Origin of the sequence: Pseudoxanthomonas mexicana, assembly GCF_001556105.1 — a bacterium.
GTDB lineage: Bacteria > Pseudomonadota > Gammaproteobacteria > Xanthomonadales > Xanthomonadaceae > Pseudoxanthomonas_A > Pseudoxanthomonas_A mexicana_A.
On the sequence record NZ_LSIF01000059.1, the window covers coordinates 1 to 15365 of the forward strand.

14 protein-coding genes are annotated in these 15365 nt (G+C 64.9%); 5 read left to right on the forward strand and 9 right to left on the reverse strand.

The annotated features are described in order from the left end of the window. Nucleotides 1-93: 93 nt before the first annotated feature. From AX730_RS09900 to AX730_RS09910, 3 genes are all read right to left on the reverse strand, one after another. Nucleotides 94-384, reverse strand: a complete 291-nt coding sequence (locus tag AX730_RS09900) for a hypothetical protein (RefSeq protein WP_062355568.1) — start codon at nt 382-384, stop codon at nt 94-96. A gap of 61 nt (nt 385-445) precedes the next feature. Next, nucleotides 446-2218 (reverse strand): methyl-accepting chemotaxis protein, encoded by a 1773-nt coding sequence (locus AX730_RS09905; RefSeq protein WP_083537837.1) that lies wholly within the window; start codon nt 2216-2218, stop codon nt 446-448. A gap of 280 nt (nt 2219-2498) precedes the next feature. Continuing rightward, nucleotides 2499-2975 carry a hypothetical protein gene (locus tag AX730_RS09910; protein ID WP_062355570.1) on the reverse strand — a complete coding sequence of 159 codons (477 nt, stop codon included), beginning with the start codon at nt 2973-2975 and terminating at the stop codon, nt 2499-2501. Nucleotides 2976-3152: 177 nt separating this feature from the next. Between AX730_RS09910 and AX730_RS09915 the strand changes: the two genes are divergently transcribed. Next, nucleotides 3153-3365, forward strand: a complete 213-nt coding sequence (locus AX730_RS09915) for a hypothetical protein (RefSeq protein ID WP_062355573.1) — start codon at nt 3153-3155, stop codon at nt 3363-3365. A gap of 18 nt (nt 3366-3383) precedes the next feature. Here the strand turns inward: AX730_RS09915 and AX730_RS09920 are convergent, their stop codons facing one another. After that, nucleotides 3384-3929, reverse strand: coding sequence for a hypothetical protein (locus AX730_RS09920; RefSeq protein ID WP_062355576.1), 546 nt, complete (start codon nt 3927-3929; stop codon nt 3384-3386). A 100-nt stretch (nt 3930-4029) separates the two neighbouring features. Further along, the gene (locus AX730_RS09925; RefSeq protein ID WP_062355578.1) at nt 4030-4482 is read right to left on the reverse strand and encodes a hypothetical protein; all 453 of its coding nucleotides are present in this window, start codon (nt 4480-4482) and stop codon (nt 4030-4032) included. Between the two features lie 114 nt (nt 4483-4596). Here AX730_RS09925 and AX730_RS09930 point away from each other — a divergent pair, with 114 nt between their 5' ends. The 4 genes from AX730_RS09930 (at nt 4597) to AX730_RS09945 (ending at nt 11572) form a co-directional block, all read left to right on the forward strand. Beyond that, the gene (locus AX730_RS09930; protein WP_062355581.1) at nt 4597-7374 is read left to right on the forward strand and encodes a type I restriction endonuclease subunit R; all 2778 of its coding nucleotides are present in this window, start codon (nt 4597-4599) and stop codon (nt 7372-7374) included. Next, on the forward strand, nt 7371-8936 hold the full coding sequence (locus tag AX730_RS09935) for a restriction endonuclease subunit S (protein ID WP_083537838.1): 1566 nt from the start codon (nt 7371-7373) through the stop codon (nt 8934-8936). The genes AX730_RS09930 and AX730_RS09935 overlap by 4 nt, the downstream gene beginning before the upstream one ends. Beyond that, nucleotides 8933-9901, forward strand: coding sequence for an Abi family protein (locus tag AX730_RS09940; RefSeq protein ID WP_198147135.1), 969 nt, complete (start codon nt 8933-8935; stop codon nt 9899-9901). The genes AX730_RS09935 and AX730_RS09940 overlap by 4 nt, the downstream gene beginning before the upstream one ends. A gap of 201 nt (nt 9902-10102) precedes the next feature. Then, nucleotides 10103-11572: a class I SAM-dependent DNA methyltransferase gene (locus tag AX730_RS09945; protein WP_062355587.1), complete on the forward strand. Its 1470-nt coding sequence runs from the start codon at nt 10103-10105 to the stop codon at nt 11570-11572. Nucleotides 11573-11692: 120 nt separating this feature from the next. Here AX730_RS09945 and AX730_RS09950 read toward each other — a convergent pair whose 3' ends face one another. From AX730_RS09950 to AX730_RS09965, 4 genes are all read right to left on the reverse strand, one after another. Further along, a complete protein-coding gene (locus tag AX730_RS09950) occupies nt 11693-12487 on the reverse strand; it encodes a MipA/OmpV family protein (RefSeq protein ID WP_062355590.1) in 795 nt (264 codons plus the stop codon). A 163-nt stretch (nt 12488-12650) separates the two neighbouring features. Beyond that, nucleotides 12651-13988, reverse strand: a complete 1338-nt coding sequence (locus tag AX730_RS09955; RefSeq protein ID WP_157074192.1) for a sensor histidine kinase — start codon at nt 13986-13988, stop codon at nt 12651-12653. Beyond that, nucleotides 13981-14676, reverse strand: coding sequence for a response regulator transcription factor (locus AX730_RS09960; RefSeq protein WP_062355597.1), 696 nt, complete (start codon nt 14674-14676; stop codon nt 13981-13983). Before AX730_RS09960 ends, AX730_RS09955 begins: the two co-directional genes overlap by 8 nt. 59 nt (nt 14677-14735) lie before the next feature. Continuing rightward, complete coding sequence (locus AX730_RS09965) at nt 14736-15293, reverse strand: aspartyl/asparaginyl beta-hydroxylase domain-containing protein (protein ID WP_062355599.1); 558 nt, start codon at nt 15291-15293, stop codon at nt 14736-14738. Nucleotides 15294-15365 lie beyond the last annotated feature (72 nt).

A 15365-nucleotide genomic window follows, 5' to 3' on the forward strand; every position in this document is an offset into this window, starting at 1 on the left:
GCACACACCACGACGGCGGGCCAAGGCCCGCCCTACGAATGCGATGCGACGCCGTTCACGACGGGCGGGCCGGATGCACGCCGCACGCGCCGCTCAAGGCGGCAACGCCACCATCAGGACGCTCACCACCAGCAGGATCGGAGACGCCAGCCAGGCGGCGAAGAATCCTTTTACCCGCATCCATTCGGCCGGCGTCAGCAGGCCAGGACCCGCGCGCAGCAAGCGCCACGCGAAGCCATCGCCCATCAGCAGCAGGGGCGGACGCTTCATGCCGAGGGCACGCCACCGGCCCTCCAGCTCACCGATCAGCACGATCCGCAAGGCCACGGCGACCGACATCGCCAGAAGCGACAGGGGAATCAGCAGGAAGCCCACGATCTTCATGCTCGCATCCTATCGCGTGAGCGACAGCGTGCGCGCCATGCGCGACGGCCGACGCGCCCCCTTACGCGTGGAACCGCTCCACCGCCTCCAGCAGCTGCGCGGCCTGGTCCTGCAGGCTGTGCGCGGCGGCCGAGGCTTCTTCCACCAGCGCGGCGTTCTGCTGGGTGTTGTGGTCGATGTGGGTGATGGTCTGGTTGACCTGGTCCAGCGCGAGGCTCTGTTCCTGCGAGGCCAGGCTGATCTGGCCGATCAGCGTGCTCACGCGCACCACGCTGGCGACGATCTCTTCCATGTTGGCGCCGGCATGTTCCACCTGCCGGCTGCCTTCTTCCACCCGCGCCAGCGAATCGCCGATCAGCTGCTTGATCTCGCGTGCCGCGCCGCCGCAGCGCTGGGCCAGCGAGCGCACTTCGCTCGCCACCACCGCGAAGCCGCGGCCCTGCTCGCCCGCACGCGCCGCTTCGACGGCCGCGTTGAGCGCCAGGATATTGGTCTGGAAGGCGATGCCGTCGATCACGCCGATGATGTCGGCGATGCGCCGCGACGAGGCGTTGATCTGCGACATGGTGTCCACCACGCCATGCACCACCTGCCCGCCGCGCGCGGCGACATCGGTCGCACCCACCGCCAGGTCGGCGGCCATGCGGGCGTTGTCGGCGGTGTGGCGCACGGTCGCGCTCAGCTCGGCCACCGACGAGGCGGTTTCCTCCACCGACGCGGCCTGCTGTTCGGTGCGCACCGACAGGTCGCTGTTGCCCGCGGCGATGTCGCGCACGCCGGCATTGACGACTTCGGCCGCGCCCTGGATGTCGCCCACCAGGCTGCCCATCATCTCCACCAGCGCATTGATGCCCTGGCACAGCTCGGCCACCGCGCCATCCTTGTCGCGGGTCGGCACGCGCGCGGTCAGGTCGCCCGACTGCGCCGCCTGCACCACCTGCCGGCTCTGCGCCAATGCGGCCTCCATGGCCAGCGTGGCACGCACCTGCGCGGTCACGTCGGTGGCGTACTTGACCACCTTCACCGGGCGCCCGGAGGCATCGAAGATCGGGTTGTACGAGGCCTGGATCCAGATCTCGCGCCCGCCCTTGCCATGGCGCAGGTACTGGCCGGCGTCGTATTCGCCGCGGCCCAGCTTCTGCCAGAACGCGCGGTACTCGGTGCTGTCGCGGTACGCGGCATCGGCGAACATCGAGTGGTGCCGGCCCTGCACCTCCTCCAGCGTGTAACCCATCGCATCGAGGAAGTTCTGGTTGGCCGACAGGATGGTGCCGGTCAGGTCGAATTCGATCACCGCCTGCGACTTGCCGATCGCCGCCAGCTGGCCGGCGTAGTCCGCCGCCTGCAGCGTCTGCCGGGTGATGTCGGTGGCGAACTTGATGACCTTGTACGGTTTGCCGTTCGGATCGAAGACGGGGTTGTACGAGGCCTGGATCCAGACTTCGCGCCCGCCTTTGCCGAGGCGCCGGTACTGGCCTTCGTCGAATTCGCCGCGCCCCAGCCGCGCCCAGAAGTCGCGGTACTCCGCGCTCGCCGCGTAGTCGCCGTCGACGAACATGCGGTGGTGCCTGCCGACGATCTCCGGCAGCGTGTAGCCCAGTGCGCCGAGGAAGTTGGCATTGGCGGTCAGGATGTTGCCGGCCAGGTCGAACTCGATGACGGCCTGCACCTTGTGCAGCGCCTCCACCTGCGCCTGCAGTTCGGCCAGGCACGCGCGCCGCTGTGCTTCCTTCGCCGAGACACGGGGGCGGGCCCCCACCAGGCGGGCGGCCCACGCGCCCCACTCGAAGGCGGACGGGGTGGCGTCGGGCGAGAGGGCGGCGGCAGTGGTCATGGAGGCTCCTTGCGGGTGTGTGCGCGGTGGCGTGCCCTGCCGGATCGCGGGGCGGCCAACGCTGCGCCGGTGCTCTCACATTGATCGCACCGCACTTGCATAACGGCCCTCCACCCGCCGGCTTGAGGGTGCCGTGCGCCCACCACGCACGTATCCGCATAACCGTGACAAACCGCTGGATTTCCGCTGTTTCGCCGTGCTAACGGCCTGTCAGTAGCCCTTACGGGGCGGGAATAAGAAAGGCCCCGCGATGCGGGGCCCTGGGGTGGTGGAACTGTGGTCAGACCTTCGGTGGTGGCTGTCCCTCGCCGGCCGGGCGGCGACGGCTGAAGCGCTCGGCCAAGGCATTGCGGGCTTCGTCCACGCCCTGGTCCTTGCCAGCCACTTTCAGCACGCCGTAGACCTCGAGGGCGGCGGCCATGATGTCGCTGCCGAGGGCCCGTTCGGTGTCTTCCATGCGCTGCATGAGATAGGCCATGCGGGCGAGGCGCGGCCGCAGGGCCGCGAGGGCGAGGTGGTCCTGGCGGAAGGCCTCGATGTCGAAGTCGCGGGGCATCAGGCCGGCGTGCTGTCCGGCGACCTCGAGGGCTTTTTCGCAGAAGGCGCGCGATTTGTCGCCCATCTTCAGCAGTTCCAGGCGTTCTTCCGGGGTGAGGGCGATCAGCAGGTCGAGGTCGGCTTCCAGGGCGATGAGGGAGCCGTCGATGCGCTCAAGCCGGTCGGTCTGGAAGGTCATGGCGATGCGGTTCTGTGTCATGTGCTTGCGTCCATTCGGGTGGTACCGGCCGGGTCCGGCCGGCACCCGCAATCTAACGCCGCGGCACCGCGTGCAATCTGTCACGTTTGCTAATGGAGTACTTCTCACACTCCCCTGCCCGATTGGATCGAAACCATCGGGCGCTGGATCGAAAAGATCGGGCGTTGGATCGAAACGATGCAACGTTCCATCGAAAAGATGCAGCGCTGCGTCTTCGTGTTAGATGAGCCGATGAAAAAGATGCAGCGATGGATCGAAACGATGGAGCGCTGGATGTCAGCGATAGATGGACGAGTGAAAACGATGCAACGTCGGATCGAAAAGATCCGGCGTTCGATCGAAATGAGAGAACGGAGAGCGGAAAACATCCAACGATGGATGTTTGTGTGAGGAGAGGGGCCGCTCGCTTCAGCGCCCTACCCTCACGGACTCGATGATCGCGGCGAAGTCGGCCTCGTCGTAGAACGCGGAATCGTCGCTGCTGGCCAGACTGAGGGTCAGCAGGACACCCGGCGTGAACACCTGGTAGAGACGGTTCCGCACGCCGATCTCGATGACCACGTCCTCGGCCTCCGCCCGCGCGGTGGACGTGACCTGGATGAAGTTGGCACGGTGTCCGGCGACGTTGGCTTCGTGCGTCGCCTGCTCGACGATGAAGTTTTCGGGTTCGTCCTTCAGCAGTTCCAGCTGGAATGCCAGCGCCGCCCTGGCCTCCGCGTCGCCCGGAATCCGCGACGGTCGCGCGGACACCTGCAGCGTCGGCTGCATCTTCCCCTCCGTATCGTGGTGCGCCATCGCGCAGCAGAACGGCTTGTTGGCGAACCGCACCCAGGCATCCTCCGGATCGGGACTGCGCTTGGCCTGCTCCAGCGGCGACCATGCTGCCGGCATGAAGTACCAGTGGTCGGGGATGTCGAGGGAGAACTTGAGATGGGGGTCGTGGAAGGTGGGCATGGTCGTCCTTGAGGGGCGTGGCGAAGGCGGGGCGTTCTGGCCCCGCTTCCGGTCTCTTCGGCTTCCGCGGCAGCGGGCGGACTCAAGCCCGTCGTACCGATCAGAGACCTACCGTCCTGAGCAGAAGGTTGGATACAGCATCCGCTCCCAGCCTGCGCACCGCCCCGCTCACCGCATCCACCAGATCCGGCGACGTTCCCGTCTCGGGAAGATACAAATCGCAGCCCGTCTTGAACTGGAAGTGCTGCGAAAGGTGCTGCAGCACGGCGGCCACGTGTTCCGCAGGCTGCCCCAAGTGATGCAGCTCCACATACCGAACCACGGCAAGCGTGGCCAAGTAGGTCCCTTCGACCTGCTGCTCACGCATGGGATCACCCTGCCACCGCACCAGCACCGTGCCGCGTTCCTCGTCCCACTCCGACTCGTCGACCGGCAGCAGAAGTGTGCCGTCCTGCAGGGAGCGCGCGGCCCACGCTGCCCCTACTCTCTCGCCGTCGTAAAGCGGCGTCAGGTTCGCGATGAAACCGACGATGGCGGCACTCTTTCCTTCCATGGTTTCTTCCTCCGGAATGGTTGCTTTGCCCAGACGGTGAGGGCCTCTCCATTTGAGACTATCCTAGCGCTAGCCCCGCCGCGCCCGATTGGCCCGCCCCCTCGAGGATCCCGGATGACCCCCGAAGCCAAAGCCCGCCAACGCATTGATGCCAAGCTTGAAGCGGCAGGCTGGGTGGTCCAGGACACCAAACAACTCAACCTCTCGGCGGGACCCGGGATCGCGGACTACGTGCTGTTCGTCAACCGTGAGCCGGTGGCGGTGATCGAAGCCAAGCGCGAGGAGGAAGGGTCCAAGCTGAGCGCTCACGAGACGCAGACCGAACGCTACGCCAACGCCACACTGAAATGGCGCAAAGGTAATCAGCCGCTGCGGTTCCTCTACGAGAGCACCGGGCGGATCATCTTCTTCACGGACGGTGCCGACCCTGCACCGCGTGCGCGTGAGCTGTTCCACTTCTTCCGGCCGCAGGCATTGGCCGAATGGGCGGCGCAGCCCGACACCCTGCGCCGCCGCCTGACCTGCATGCCGCCCCTGCCGGAGCGCAACCTGCGTGACTGCCAGGTCAGCGCGGTCACCGGACTGGAAGCCTCCTTGGCGAAGAACAAGCCGCGCGCGCTGGTGCACATGGCCACCGGCGCGGGCAAGACGTTCACTGCCATCACCTCGGTCTACCGCCTGCTCAGGTTCGGCGGCGCCAAGCGCATCCTGTTCCTGGTGGACACGCGCAACCTGGGCAAACAGGCGCACCAGGAGTTCATGGCCTACACGCCGCCTGATGACGGGCGCAAGTTCACCGAGCTGTACAACGTGCAGCGGCTGTCCTCCAGCCATGTCGACCCGCACGCGCAGGTCTGCATCAGCACCATCCAGCGCATGTACTCGATCCTGTCGGGCACCGAGCTGGCCGAAGCCGGTGAGGACATCTCGCTCAACGAACTTGGCCAGACGGATGCACAGGCCAAGCTGGTGCAGTACAACCCGCAGGTGCCCATCGAGACGTTCGATTTCATCGTCATCGACGAGTGTCACCGCAGCATCTACAACCTGTGGAAGCAGGTGCTGGACTACTTCGATGCCTTCCTGATCGGCCTGACGGCGACGCCGGACAAGCGCACCTACGGCTTCTTCAACGAGAACGTGGTGGCCGAGTACAGCTACGAGCAGTCGGTGGTGGATGGCGTGAACGTGGGCTACGACGTCTACGAGATCGAGACGGAGATCACCGCCAAGGGCGCCGAGCTGAAGGCGAAGGAATGGGTGGATCATCGTCACCGCGAGACCCGCGCCAAGCGCTGGGCGCAGACCGAGGAAGACACCGCCTACGGTTCGACCGAGCTCGACAAGTCCGTGGTCAATCCCAGCCAGATCCGCAACGTCGTCCAGGCGATGAAGTCGGCGGTCGAGACCACCATCTTCCCGCAGCGCAAGGAGACGCCGAAGACGCTCATCTTTGCCAAGACGGACAGCCATGCCGACGACATCATCCGGATGGTTCGCGAGGTCTATGGCGAGGGCAATGCGTTCTGCAAGAAGGTTACGTACCGTGCCGGCACGGATGCGGAGACCGGCAAACCGGTGCCGGGGGACGATGCCGACAGCGTGCTGGCCAGCTTCCGCAACGACTACCACCCGCGCATCGCCGTCACCGTGGACATGATCGCCACGGGCACCGACGTGAAGCCGCTGGAAGTGTTGCTGTTCATGCGCGACGTGCGCAGCAAGGGCTACTACGAGCAGATGAAGGGCCGCGGTGTGCGCAGCCTGGACGCGGAAACGCTGAAGAAAGTCAGCAACTCGGCAGAGGGCGCGAAGACCCACTTCGTGCTGATCGATGCGGTGGGCGTGGAGAAGTCGCTGAAGACGGAGAGCCGCCCGCTGGAGCGCAAGCCTGGACTCAGCCTGGATAGCCTACTGAAGGGTGTGGCGGTTGGCGCACGCGATGACGACACCGTACTGACCCTGGGCAATCGTCTGGTACGTCTGGCCAAGCAACTGGATGACAAGGCACTGGCCCGGATCAAGCAGGCCAGCGGCGGCATCGGGCTGCAGGATCTCGCCCGCGGGCTGGTGCAGGCGCTGGATCCGGATCGCATCGCGGCCGATGCACTGGATACCGCGGCCGCTGCGGGCATCACCCGCAGCGTGGAGACGTTGACCGCGGATGAGTTGGAGGCGGCGCGGCGGCAGCGGGCAGATGCCGCCTGCGCACCGTTCGATGCCCCTGCCCTGCGCGAACTGATCGAGTCCGCGCGGCGCGAGCGTGAGCAGTTGATCGACCACGTGAACCTGGATGCGGTGACGCGCAGCGAGTTCGCGGCGCAGGCGCAGGCCAATGCCGAGGCGGCCGTGGGCCGGTTCCGGGAGTTCCTGGAGACACACCGGGACGAGATCGCGGCGCTGGGGTTCTTCTACGCCCAGCCGTACAGCCGGCGGGCGCTGACCTTCGAGATGATCGAGGAGTTGCATGAGACGTTGCAGCGCCCGCCGTTGATGCTGACCACGGAAAAGCTGTGGTCGGCCTACGCGCGTGTGCAGGAGAGCCAGGTGCGGGGCAGCGGGGTGCGCCGGCAGTTGACAGACCTGGTATCGCTGATCCGCTTCGCGCTGGGCATGGAGGACGAGTTGCGGCCATTTGCGGACAGCGTGGACAAGCGGTTCGCGGACTGGGTGTTCCGTCATAATGCACGCCGCGCCACGGCGTTCACGCCGGAGCAGATGGAGTGGCTGCGACTGGTCAAGGACCATATCGCCAGCAGCTGCCGGATCGAGCGCGACGATTTCGATTACGCGCAGCTGGCCGGCAAGGGCGGGCTGCAAAAAGCGTGGACCGTATTTGATGGCCAGCTGGATGAGCTGCTGGCGGAGATGAATGAGGAGTTGGTGGCTTGACGCAGCTTGCAGTTGATTATGGCGCGGCGCTTCCATGCTCTTGGGCTACTGCAGCCATCCAAGAGGTAGCCGAGATCAGCCCCAAGGTAGATGTTTCCAACGAGGACGACGATCGCTCAGTCCACTTTGTCCCTATGGCCGCCGTGGCGGAAGACTTCGGCGGTCTTGATGCATCGCAGCTTCGTCCGCTCCGAGATGTCCGGAAGGGCTATACCGCGTTCGAGGAAGGCGACGTTCTATTTGCAAAGATCACGCCTTGCATGGAGAACGGAAAAGGGGCGGTCGTCCCGAAGCTCTCACATGACTATGCATTTGGATCAACCGAATTCCATGTCTTGCGGCCAGGCGACGCCATCTCCGAGAAATGGCTTGCCTACTATCTCTCACAACCAGATTTCCGCCACGTTGCGCGCCAAAACATGACGGGAACAGCGGGACAGCTCCGCGTTCCAGCGAAATGGCTCTCGTTGGCGGGCGTACCAGTACCCCCTCGAGCCGAACAGAGTCGAATCGTCGAGAAGCTGGAAGAACTGTTGTCCGACCTCGATGCCGGCGTGGCTGAGCTGAAGGCCGCGCAACGCAAGCTGGCGCAGTACCGCCAATCGCTGCTGAAGGCGGCAGTGGAAGGCACGCTGACCGCCGACTGGCGTGCTATCCAGGGCAAGTCGAAGGAGTCCGGCGCGGAACTGCTGCAACGCATCCTGAAAGAACGACGCGAGCGCTGGGAGAAGAAGCAGCTTGCCAAGTTCGCCGAGCAAGGCAAGGTGCCTCCGAGAGATTGGCAAGCAAAGTACGTAGAGCCTATCGCTCCCAATCTCACCGATTTGCCGCCGCTGCCGGGTGGATGGACATGGGCGAGTGTCGATCAGCTATCGATTGAACAGAAATATGGCTCATCCTCAAAGACCAGTGAGGACAGCAACGGAGTTCCTGTGCTGCGCATGGGCAACATCCAGAACGGAGAGATTGATCTAAAGTCGCTTAAGTACTTGCCGACCGATCATTCCGAATTCCCTGCCCTTTTACTCGAAGACGGAGATCTTCTATTCAATAGGACCAACAGTCCGGAGCTGGTTGGGAAGACTGCCATCTACAGATCAGAAGTCACGCCATGCTCATATGCGTCATATCTCATAGTCGTTAAGCTTTCAGAGAGAGTGATTCCTGAGCTGGTTGCCGCCTTCATCAACTCCGCCCATGGTCGAAAGTGGATCAAGTCTGTTGTTACGCAGCAGGTGGGCCAAGCAAATGTCAACGGCACAAAGCTCGCTGGGCTTGCGGTCCCGCTTGCACCCTTCGAAGAGCAAGAGCGGATCAATCAAATACTGTCAGAGCAGCGTCAGAACGGCGCACATCAGGCAACGATGATTGATCGCGGCACTAAGCAAGCCTTCGCTCAACGCAAGAGCCTCCTCAAAGCCGCCTTCTCCGGCCAACTGGTCCCGCAAGACCCCAACGACGAACCCGCCAGCGCCCTGCTGGCCCGCATTCGGGCCGCACGCGAGTCTGGCGCCACGACTACTGCAAAGAAGCGCGGCCGCAAGGCCAAGGAGAAGACGTGAGCTACGCACGGCCATGGATGAGCTTCGCGGACCAACTGGAGCAACTGAAGGCGCGTGGCATGGAGGTGAGCGACGAGGCCGCCGCCTTACGCTACCTGGAGCGTGTCGGCTACTACCGGCTCAGCGCCTACTGGTACCCCTTTCGCATCTGGACCATGCAACAGGATGTCACCACCCGTGCCATTACCCATAAGCGCACGGATCAATTCGCAGAAGGCACCCGCTTCCTCGATGCCGTCAACCTGTACCTGTTCGACAAACACCTTCGCCTGATGGTGCTGGATGCGCTGGAGCGCATCGAAGTCGCACTGCGCGTGGACATCGCCTACCTGCTTGGCGAACGCCACACCTTCGCTCACCTGGAGGCCAGCGAGTTGCATCCCGGCTTCGCGGGGAAGACCCAGTCCGACGGGCGAACCACGCATCAAGTCTGGTGCGAACGCCATGAGCAATTGGTCGCCCGCTCTCGCGAGGACTTCGTTAAGCATTACTTGGACACGTACGGACCGCGCATTCCTATATGGGTGGCCGTGGAGGTCTGGGAATTCGGCGCCATGTCGCAGCTATTCGCCATGATGAAAGTGGCGGATCAGCAGCGCATCGCCAACAAGTACGGCGTCACCGACTGGAAGGTGTTCCAGTCCTGGCTCCGATCACTCAGTTACCTGCGTAATCTCGTCGCGCACCACAGCCGCCTCTGGAACCGCAACGTGGTATCCCAGCCCAAACTGCCTAAGGCTGGAGAGATCAGTTGGTGCGACGCCTTTTCAGGCCGCGATGATCTACTGACCAAGCCCTTCCTCTTGTTGGCCATCTGTCGCCACATGACGCAGGTAATTTGTCCCAATACAGCGTGGCACCTGCGCGTCCGCGACCACCTGCGCACGTTCCCCGAGCAGCAGGTCGCTCGGCCCAGATCGGTGGTGGATATGGGCACACCACCGTCATGGGAGGACTGGTGGTGAATCGCGGACAAAAAAGAACCCCCGCGTGCATCTTTCGATGTAGTGGCGGGGGCCGTGTTGGGGCGAATTCTATTGCCACCCACGGGCCAGGTCAACCCGTCCAAGAACCTGAACGAACGGTCAAGTAAACCTTGACCGTTCCCGCGATTAGAGATGGCCAGTCTGTAAGCGTGAATTGCAGGTTGGTCGCCAGGAGAATGAATGAACACCAGCACCCTCGTCCAGAAGATCTGGAACTTCTGCAACACCCTGCGCGACGACGGCGTGGGCTATGGCGACTATCTGGAACAGCTGACCTCGCTGCTGTTCCTGAAGCTGGCACACGAGTATTCGCAACCGCCACACTCACGTGAACTACCCATCCCGAAGAAGTACGGTTGGGCAACCTTGCGGGACAAGACCGGGGCCAATCTCGAAACCCACTACCTCGACATCCTGCAGAAGCTGGGCGAGAAGCCCGGCGTGCTCGGCGCCATCTTCTTCAAGGCACAGAACAAGATCCACGACCCGGCCAAGCTGTCCCGGCTGGTGCAGATGATCGACGCGGAGAACTGGCTGAGCCTGGAAACCGACGTCAAGGGCGACATGTACGAGGGTCTGCTGCAGAAGAATGCGGAAGACACCAAGAGCGGCGCCGGCCAGTACTTCACCCCGCGCGTGCTGATCCAGGCGATGGTGGAGTGCGTACAGCCCGAACCCGGCAAGACCATCGCCGACCCGGCGTGCGGCACCGGCGGCTTCTTCCTCGGCGCCTACGACTGGCTGAACCGGGAAGGCGTGCAACTGGACAAGAACCAGAAGCGGTTCCTGCGCTACAAGACGTTCTTCGGCAACGAGATCGTCGCATCCACCCGCCGCCTGTGCCTGATGAACCTGTTCCTGCACAACATCGGCGATCTGGACGGAGAGCCGACGGTGGAACGTGCCGACGCCCTGATCTCGGAGCCGAAGCAGAAAGTCGACTACGTGCTGGCCAATCCGCCCTTCGGCAAGAAGAGCAGCATGACCATCACCAACGAGGACGGTGAGGAAGACCGCGACGCGCTGACCTACGAACGCCAGGACTTCTGGCAGACCACCTCGAACAAGCAGCTCAACTTCCTGCAGCACATCGTCTCGATGCTCAAGGTCACCGGCCAGGCTGCCGTGGTGTTGCCCGACAACGTGCTGTTCGAGGGTGGCGCCGGCGAGAAGATCCGCCGCAAGCTATTGGAAACCTGCGACGTCCACACCCTGCTCCGCCTGCCCACCGGCATCTTCTATGCGCAGGGTGTAAAGGCGAACGTGTTGTTCTTCGACGCCAAGCCCACGGATGGCAAGGTCCACACCAAAGGGGTATGGATCTACGACCTGCGCACCAACAAGCATTTCACCCTGAAGACCAAGCCGCTGCGTCGCGAAGACCTGCAGGAGTTCGTGGAGGCCTACAAGCCTGAAAATCGCAACAAGCGAAAGGAATCGGAGCGCTTCAAGCATTTCGATTACCAATCGCTTGTCGCGCGAGACAAGGCGAGTCTCGACATCTTCTGGCTGAAGGACGACAGCCTGGATGATCTTGATAACCTGCCGGCGCCAGACATCCTCGCGCAGGAAATCATTGACCACCTCGAGGCAGCGCTGCTCTCGTTCCGTGAAGTCAGTGCGGCACTGCCTAGATCGAAGACGAACTAAAGCGGCCCGATCAACAGGACTGAAGCAAAAGCGCCCCTCATCCGCCTTCGGCACCTTCTCCCCGCTGCACGGGGAGAAGGGAACGCGGGACTCGCCCGCTGCCAATAGCCGTTGCGCGGCTCAGAACCCCCGCGAGAAGCCGATGAAGACCGAGGCCCTGCCGTCGGTGTCCGGCTTCAGCAATGGACTGTCGGTGATCTCGTCGGGCAGGCTGCTGTAGCTTGCGAAGCTGATGACCGACCACTTCTCGCCGAGCGGGCGGAAGTAGCTGACGCCCACGTGCGGGATGGTCACCGCATCCGGTTTGTAGTTGACCACGCCGCGCGCGATTTCCTCGGGCAGCGTGCCGTAGTAGTAGTTGGTCAGGTCCTTCGACTGCCACGTCACGCCCACCTTCGGCGTCAGCTGGCCCTTGCCGAGCGTGATCGGATAGCCGTACTCCAGCGACAGCGACTGGCCCTTGCTGGTGCCGGTGGCGTCGGCCAGCAGTTCCATTTCCAGTTCGCCGCCACGGCCCTTCCACTTCATGCCCAGGCCCAGGTCGATGCCCATGTCGCGGTCTTCCAGCAGGCGGTAATCGATGCCGTTGCGCGCCAGTTCCACGCGCCCCAGGTCATCGACCTTGAAGCCGTCGAAGCGGAGCTTGCCCATCGCGCCCAGCTCGAACGAATCCGTGTCGATGAAGCGCCAGCCGGCGGTGATGCCGCGGAAATAGAACCGGTCTCCTTCGTAGGACACCAGCGGGATCGGCTGCACGGAGGTGCCCTCGCCCGCATACGGACTGTCCTTGATCATCGCGCCGAGGCCGACACCCCAGCGCGGCGGACCACCGGAAGGACCATCGCCATCGTCCCCTTTGGCGAACGCGGTGAAGGGCAGGCTGGAGAGCAGCACGGACAGGAGGAGTTTGTTCATGGCAGGTGGGGCCTCGTCGGGGATGGGATATCGCGTTCGCGCTGCGCGCCGCGTGCATGCGCGGTGCGGCGAACGTCCATCTCAGGATGGCGAGGCGATGTCGCTGCTTTGTCGTGCGCGGCGGCGCCGCGCTGAATGCCCGCTGTCGCGCGGACGGCGGGCGTTACAGCGGAATGACGCTGGCCGATACGTCGAGCTGCACGCGCGTGCCGGTGATGCCATCGGAGGCGATGTCCAGCGTCCACTGGAAGCGGTCGCAGATGCGGCCGATCAGGAACAGGCCCATGCCCTGCCCGCGCACCGGCGCCGCCTGGCGCAGGCTGTCGCGGTAACGGCGCGCGGCTTCGACCGGATTGAAGCCGCTGCCGGAATCGACGACCGCGACGACGCCGTGCGCGAGGCTGACGTCGATGTGGCCGACCTCGGTATTCTCGATCGCATTGCGGATCAGGTTGCTGACCGCGATGCGCACGATCGCCTCGGGTGCGGCGAGGAAGGTGGGTTGCAGCTCGCCGAGGCGCAGCTGCGCGGTGCGGCTGCGCAGCAGGTGCTCGTGGTCGCGCACCAGCTGCGGCAGGCAGTCGTGCAGCGCGGTGACGTCGGCGGGCTCGCTGCCGGCGTCCGGTTCGCGCGCCAGGTACAGCAGCGCGACCATGGTTTCCGACAGGCCTTCGACCGCGTGTTCGATGCGTGCGAGCGCCGGCTGCGAGGTATCGGGCAGCTGCAGCTGCCGGAGCACGTCGACCGCACCGGCGATGACGGCGATGGGCGTGCGGAATTCGTGGCTGGCCTGGTCGAGCAGGCTGCGCTCGCGTTCGATGAACTGCCCCACCCGCTCCAGGTGCACGTTGCTGGCCTGCGCGATCATCTGGATTTCCTCGCGCGCATAGGTCGTGGGCAGGCGCGCGGTGCCGTCGCGCGGATCGATGGCCTGCATGCGCTCGGCCACATCGCGCACCGGCCGCACCAGGTTGGCGTGCAGCCAGGCGATGACCGCGCAGATCATCAGCACGAACGAGAGCGCCCACACCAAGCTCCACCGCGAGGTGCGGTTCTGCTGGTCCTCGATCGGGGCGATGTCGAGCGCGGTGACCAGCCGGCCCGGCGGCAGGTCGACCACCACGACGTGGAAACTGCCGCGGCCGTCGAAGCCGTCCAGTTCGGCGAAATTGCGGAAGCCGTTCTCGGTGGAGTAGTCGCCCGGCAGCAACGTCGCCAGGTACGGTGGCGCCGACGTGGGCACGCCGGGCGCGATGTACCACGAACGTACCAAGCCGTGCTGCGGCAACACCGCGCCCTCGCCCGCGCGCACCCGCGCGGCGTGGTCGGCCGACACCTCGCGCAGCAGGTCGGCCCAGTACCGGTGTTCGATCAGGCCCTGGCTGCTGAAGTTCTGGAACGTCAGCGACGACATCATGATCAGGCCGAACACGACCAGCGCCACGATGATGCCGCCGTGCACGCCGCGCGGCTTGCTGATGAGGGCGCGGAGTCTATTCACGCTCGCACAACCGGTAGCCGGTGCCGGGCACGGTGTGCAGCAACGTCGTCTCCGACGGCTGCTCCAGTGCGCGGCGCAACACGTACATGTGCGAGCGCAGCAGGTCGATGCCCGGCACGCCCTCGCCCCATGCGGCGCGTTCCAGCTTCGCCCGCGACACCACCTGCGGGCTTTCCCGCATCAGCAGTTCCAGCAGGCGGCGGCCGGTGCGCGTCAGCACGATGCGGCGCGCACCGCGGTGGATTTCCATCGTGCCCATGTGGAACGTCAGGTCGCCCACGCGGAGCACGTCGTCGGGCACGGCCGACTGGCGCAGGCGCGCGACCAGCGAACGCAGGCGTACTTCGATCTCGGGCAGCGCGACGGGCTTGACCAGGTAATCATCGAGGCCCGACTCGAAGCCGTCGATCTTGTCGGACACCTGGTCGCGCGCGGTCAGCATGATCACCGGCACCTTCTTCTTCGCCTCGCCACGCAGCCGCCGCAACACCGTCAGGCCGTCGAGCCGCGGCAGGTTCCAGTCCAGCACGATGGCGTCGTAGTCCTTCGACGCCGCCAGGTGCAGGCCGGACAGACCATCGGGCGCGGCATCGAGCTGGTGGCCACAGCCTTCCAGGTAGTCGTAGAGGTTGGCGGCGAGTTGCGCGTTGTCCTCGATGATCAGGATCGAGAGGGAGTCCGGGCTCATGGCGCGTGCGCCTCGTGATGGGCGACGAAAGGAAGGGGCGATGCCGGCGGGCGCATGGCTCAGTACACCGCGGCGATGCCCGCGCGCCTGATCCACTGTAGCACGGCATAAACGGGCAGGAAGGCGAGCAGCAGGAACAGCGTGTTGACCACGTACGTCACCAGCACGTCGACGCCGCGGCGCGGCGATCTCGGCACCCGTGCGCGCGTGCGCCACGGTGCGACGGCGGCGAACACGCGGGTCGCCAGGCTGCGTGCGTCGTCGTTCGGCGTGGACAGGCCGGGAGGGTGGCCGAACGCGGGCGCATGCGGGTCGCCGTGCCAGCGCAGGGAGCGCGTCTTCCAGCCGCGCGTGCAGGAGGCACGAAAACCGGGGCCGCGGTAGCCCGCCGACTCCGGCTGGCCGGTCGCGGCGATGTCGCCGTTGCGATGCAGCGCCAGCGCCAGCGCCTCGTCGCGGATGCGCGGCCCGCGCGTGCGCGCGCGCAGGTATTCGCCGAAGCCTGCATCGCGCCGCCGGCCGCGCCTGCGGTAGACGTAGAGGTAGAAGTAGAGGTAGGCGACGCTCGCGGCGGCGTACAGGCCGATGACGCCGAGCGCGAGCGTGCCGGGGCTCATGCGGCACCGGCGGAAGAAAAAGGCGCGGACGACAGGCCTTGCCATGCCATCGCCGCGCAGGAAAGAAAGGGC

Excerpts from the sequence above, each read along its gene's own strand:
- AX730_RS09900 (WP_062355568.1), bottom strand. The coding sequence starts at position 384 with ATGAAGATCGTGGGCTTCCTGCTGATTCCCCTGTCGCTTCTGGCGATG.
- AX730_RS09905 (WP_083537837.1), bottom strand. The coding sequence starts at position 2,218 with ATGACCACTGCCGCCGCCCTCTCGCCCGACGCCACCCCGTCCGCCTTC.
- AX730_RS09910 (WP_062355570.1), bottom strand. The coding sequence starts at position 2,975 with ATGACACAGAACCGCATCGCCATGACCTTCCAGACCGACCGGCTTGAG.
- AX730_RS09915 (WP_062355573.1), top strand. The coding sequence starts at position 3,153 with ATGCAACGTTCCATCGAAAAGATGCAGCGCTGCGTCTTCGTGTTAGAT.
- AX730_RS09920 (WP_062355576.1), bottom strand. The coding sequence starts at position 3,929 with ATGCCCACCTTCCACGACCCCCATCTCAAGTTCTCCCTCGACATCCCC.
- AX730_RS09925 (WP_062355578.1), bottom strand. The coding sequence starts at position 4,482 with ATGGAAGGAAAGAGTGCCGCCATCGTCGGTTTCATCGCGAACCTGACG.
- AX730_RS09930 (WP_062355581.1), top strand. The coding sequence starts at position 4,597 with ATGACCCCCGAAGCCAAAGCCCGCCAACGCATTGATGCCAAGCTTGAA.
- AX730_RS09945 (WP_062355587.1), top strand. The coding sequence starts at position 10,103 with ATGAACACCAGCACCCTCGTCCAGAAGATCTGGAACTTCTGCAACACC.
- AX730_RS09950 (WP_062355590.1), bottom strand. The coding sequence starts at position 12,487 with ATGAACAAACTCCTCCTGTCCGTGCTGCTCTCCAGCCTGCCCTTCACC.
- AX730_RS09960 (WP_062355597.1), bottom strand. The coding sequence starts at position 14,676 with ATGAGCCCGGACTCCCTCTCGATCCTGATCATCGAGGACAACGCGCAA.
- AX730_RS09965 (WP_062355599.1), bottom strand. The coding sequence starts at position 15,293 with ATGAGCCCCGGCACGCTCGCGCTCGGCGTCATCGGCCTGTACGCCGCC.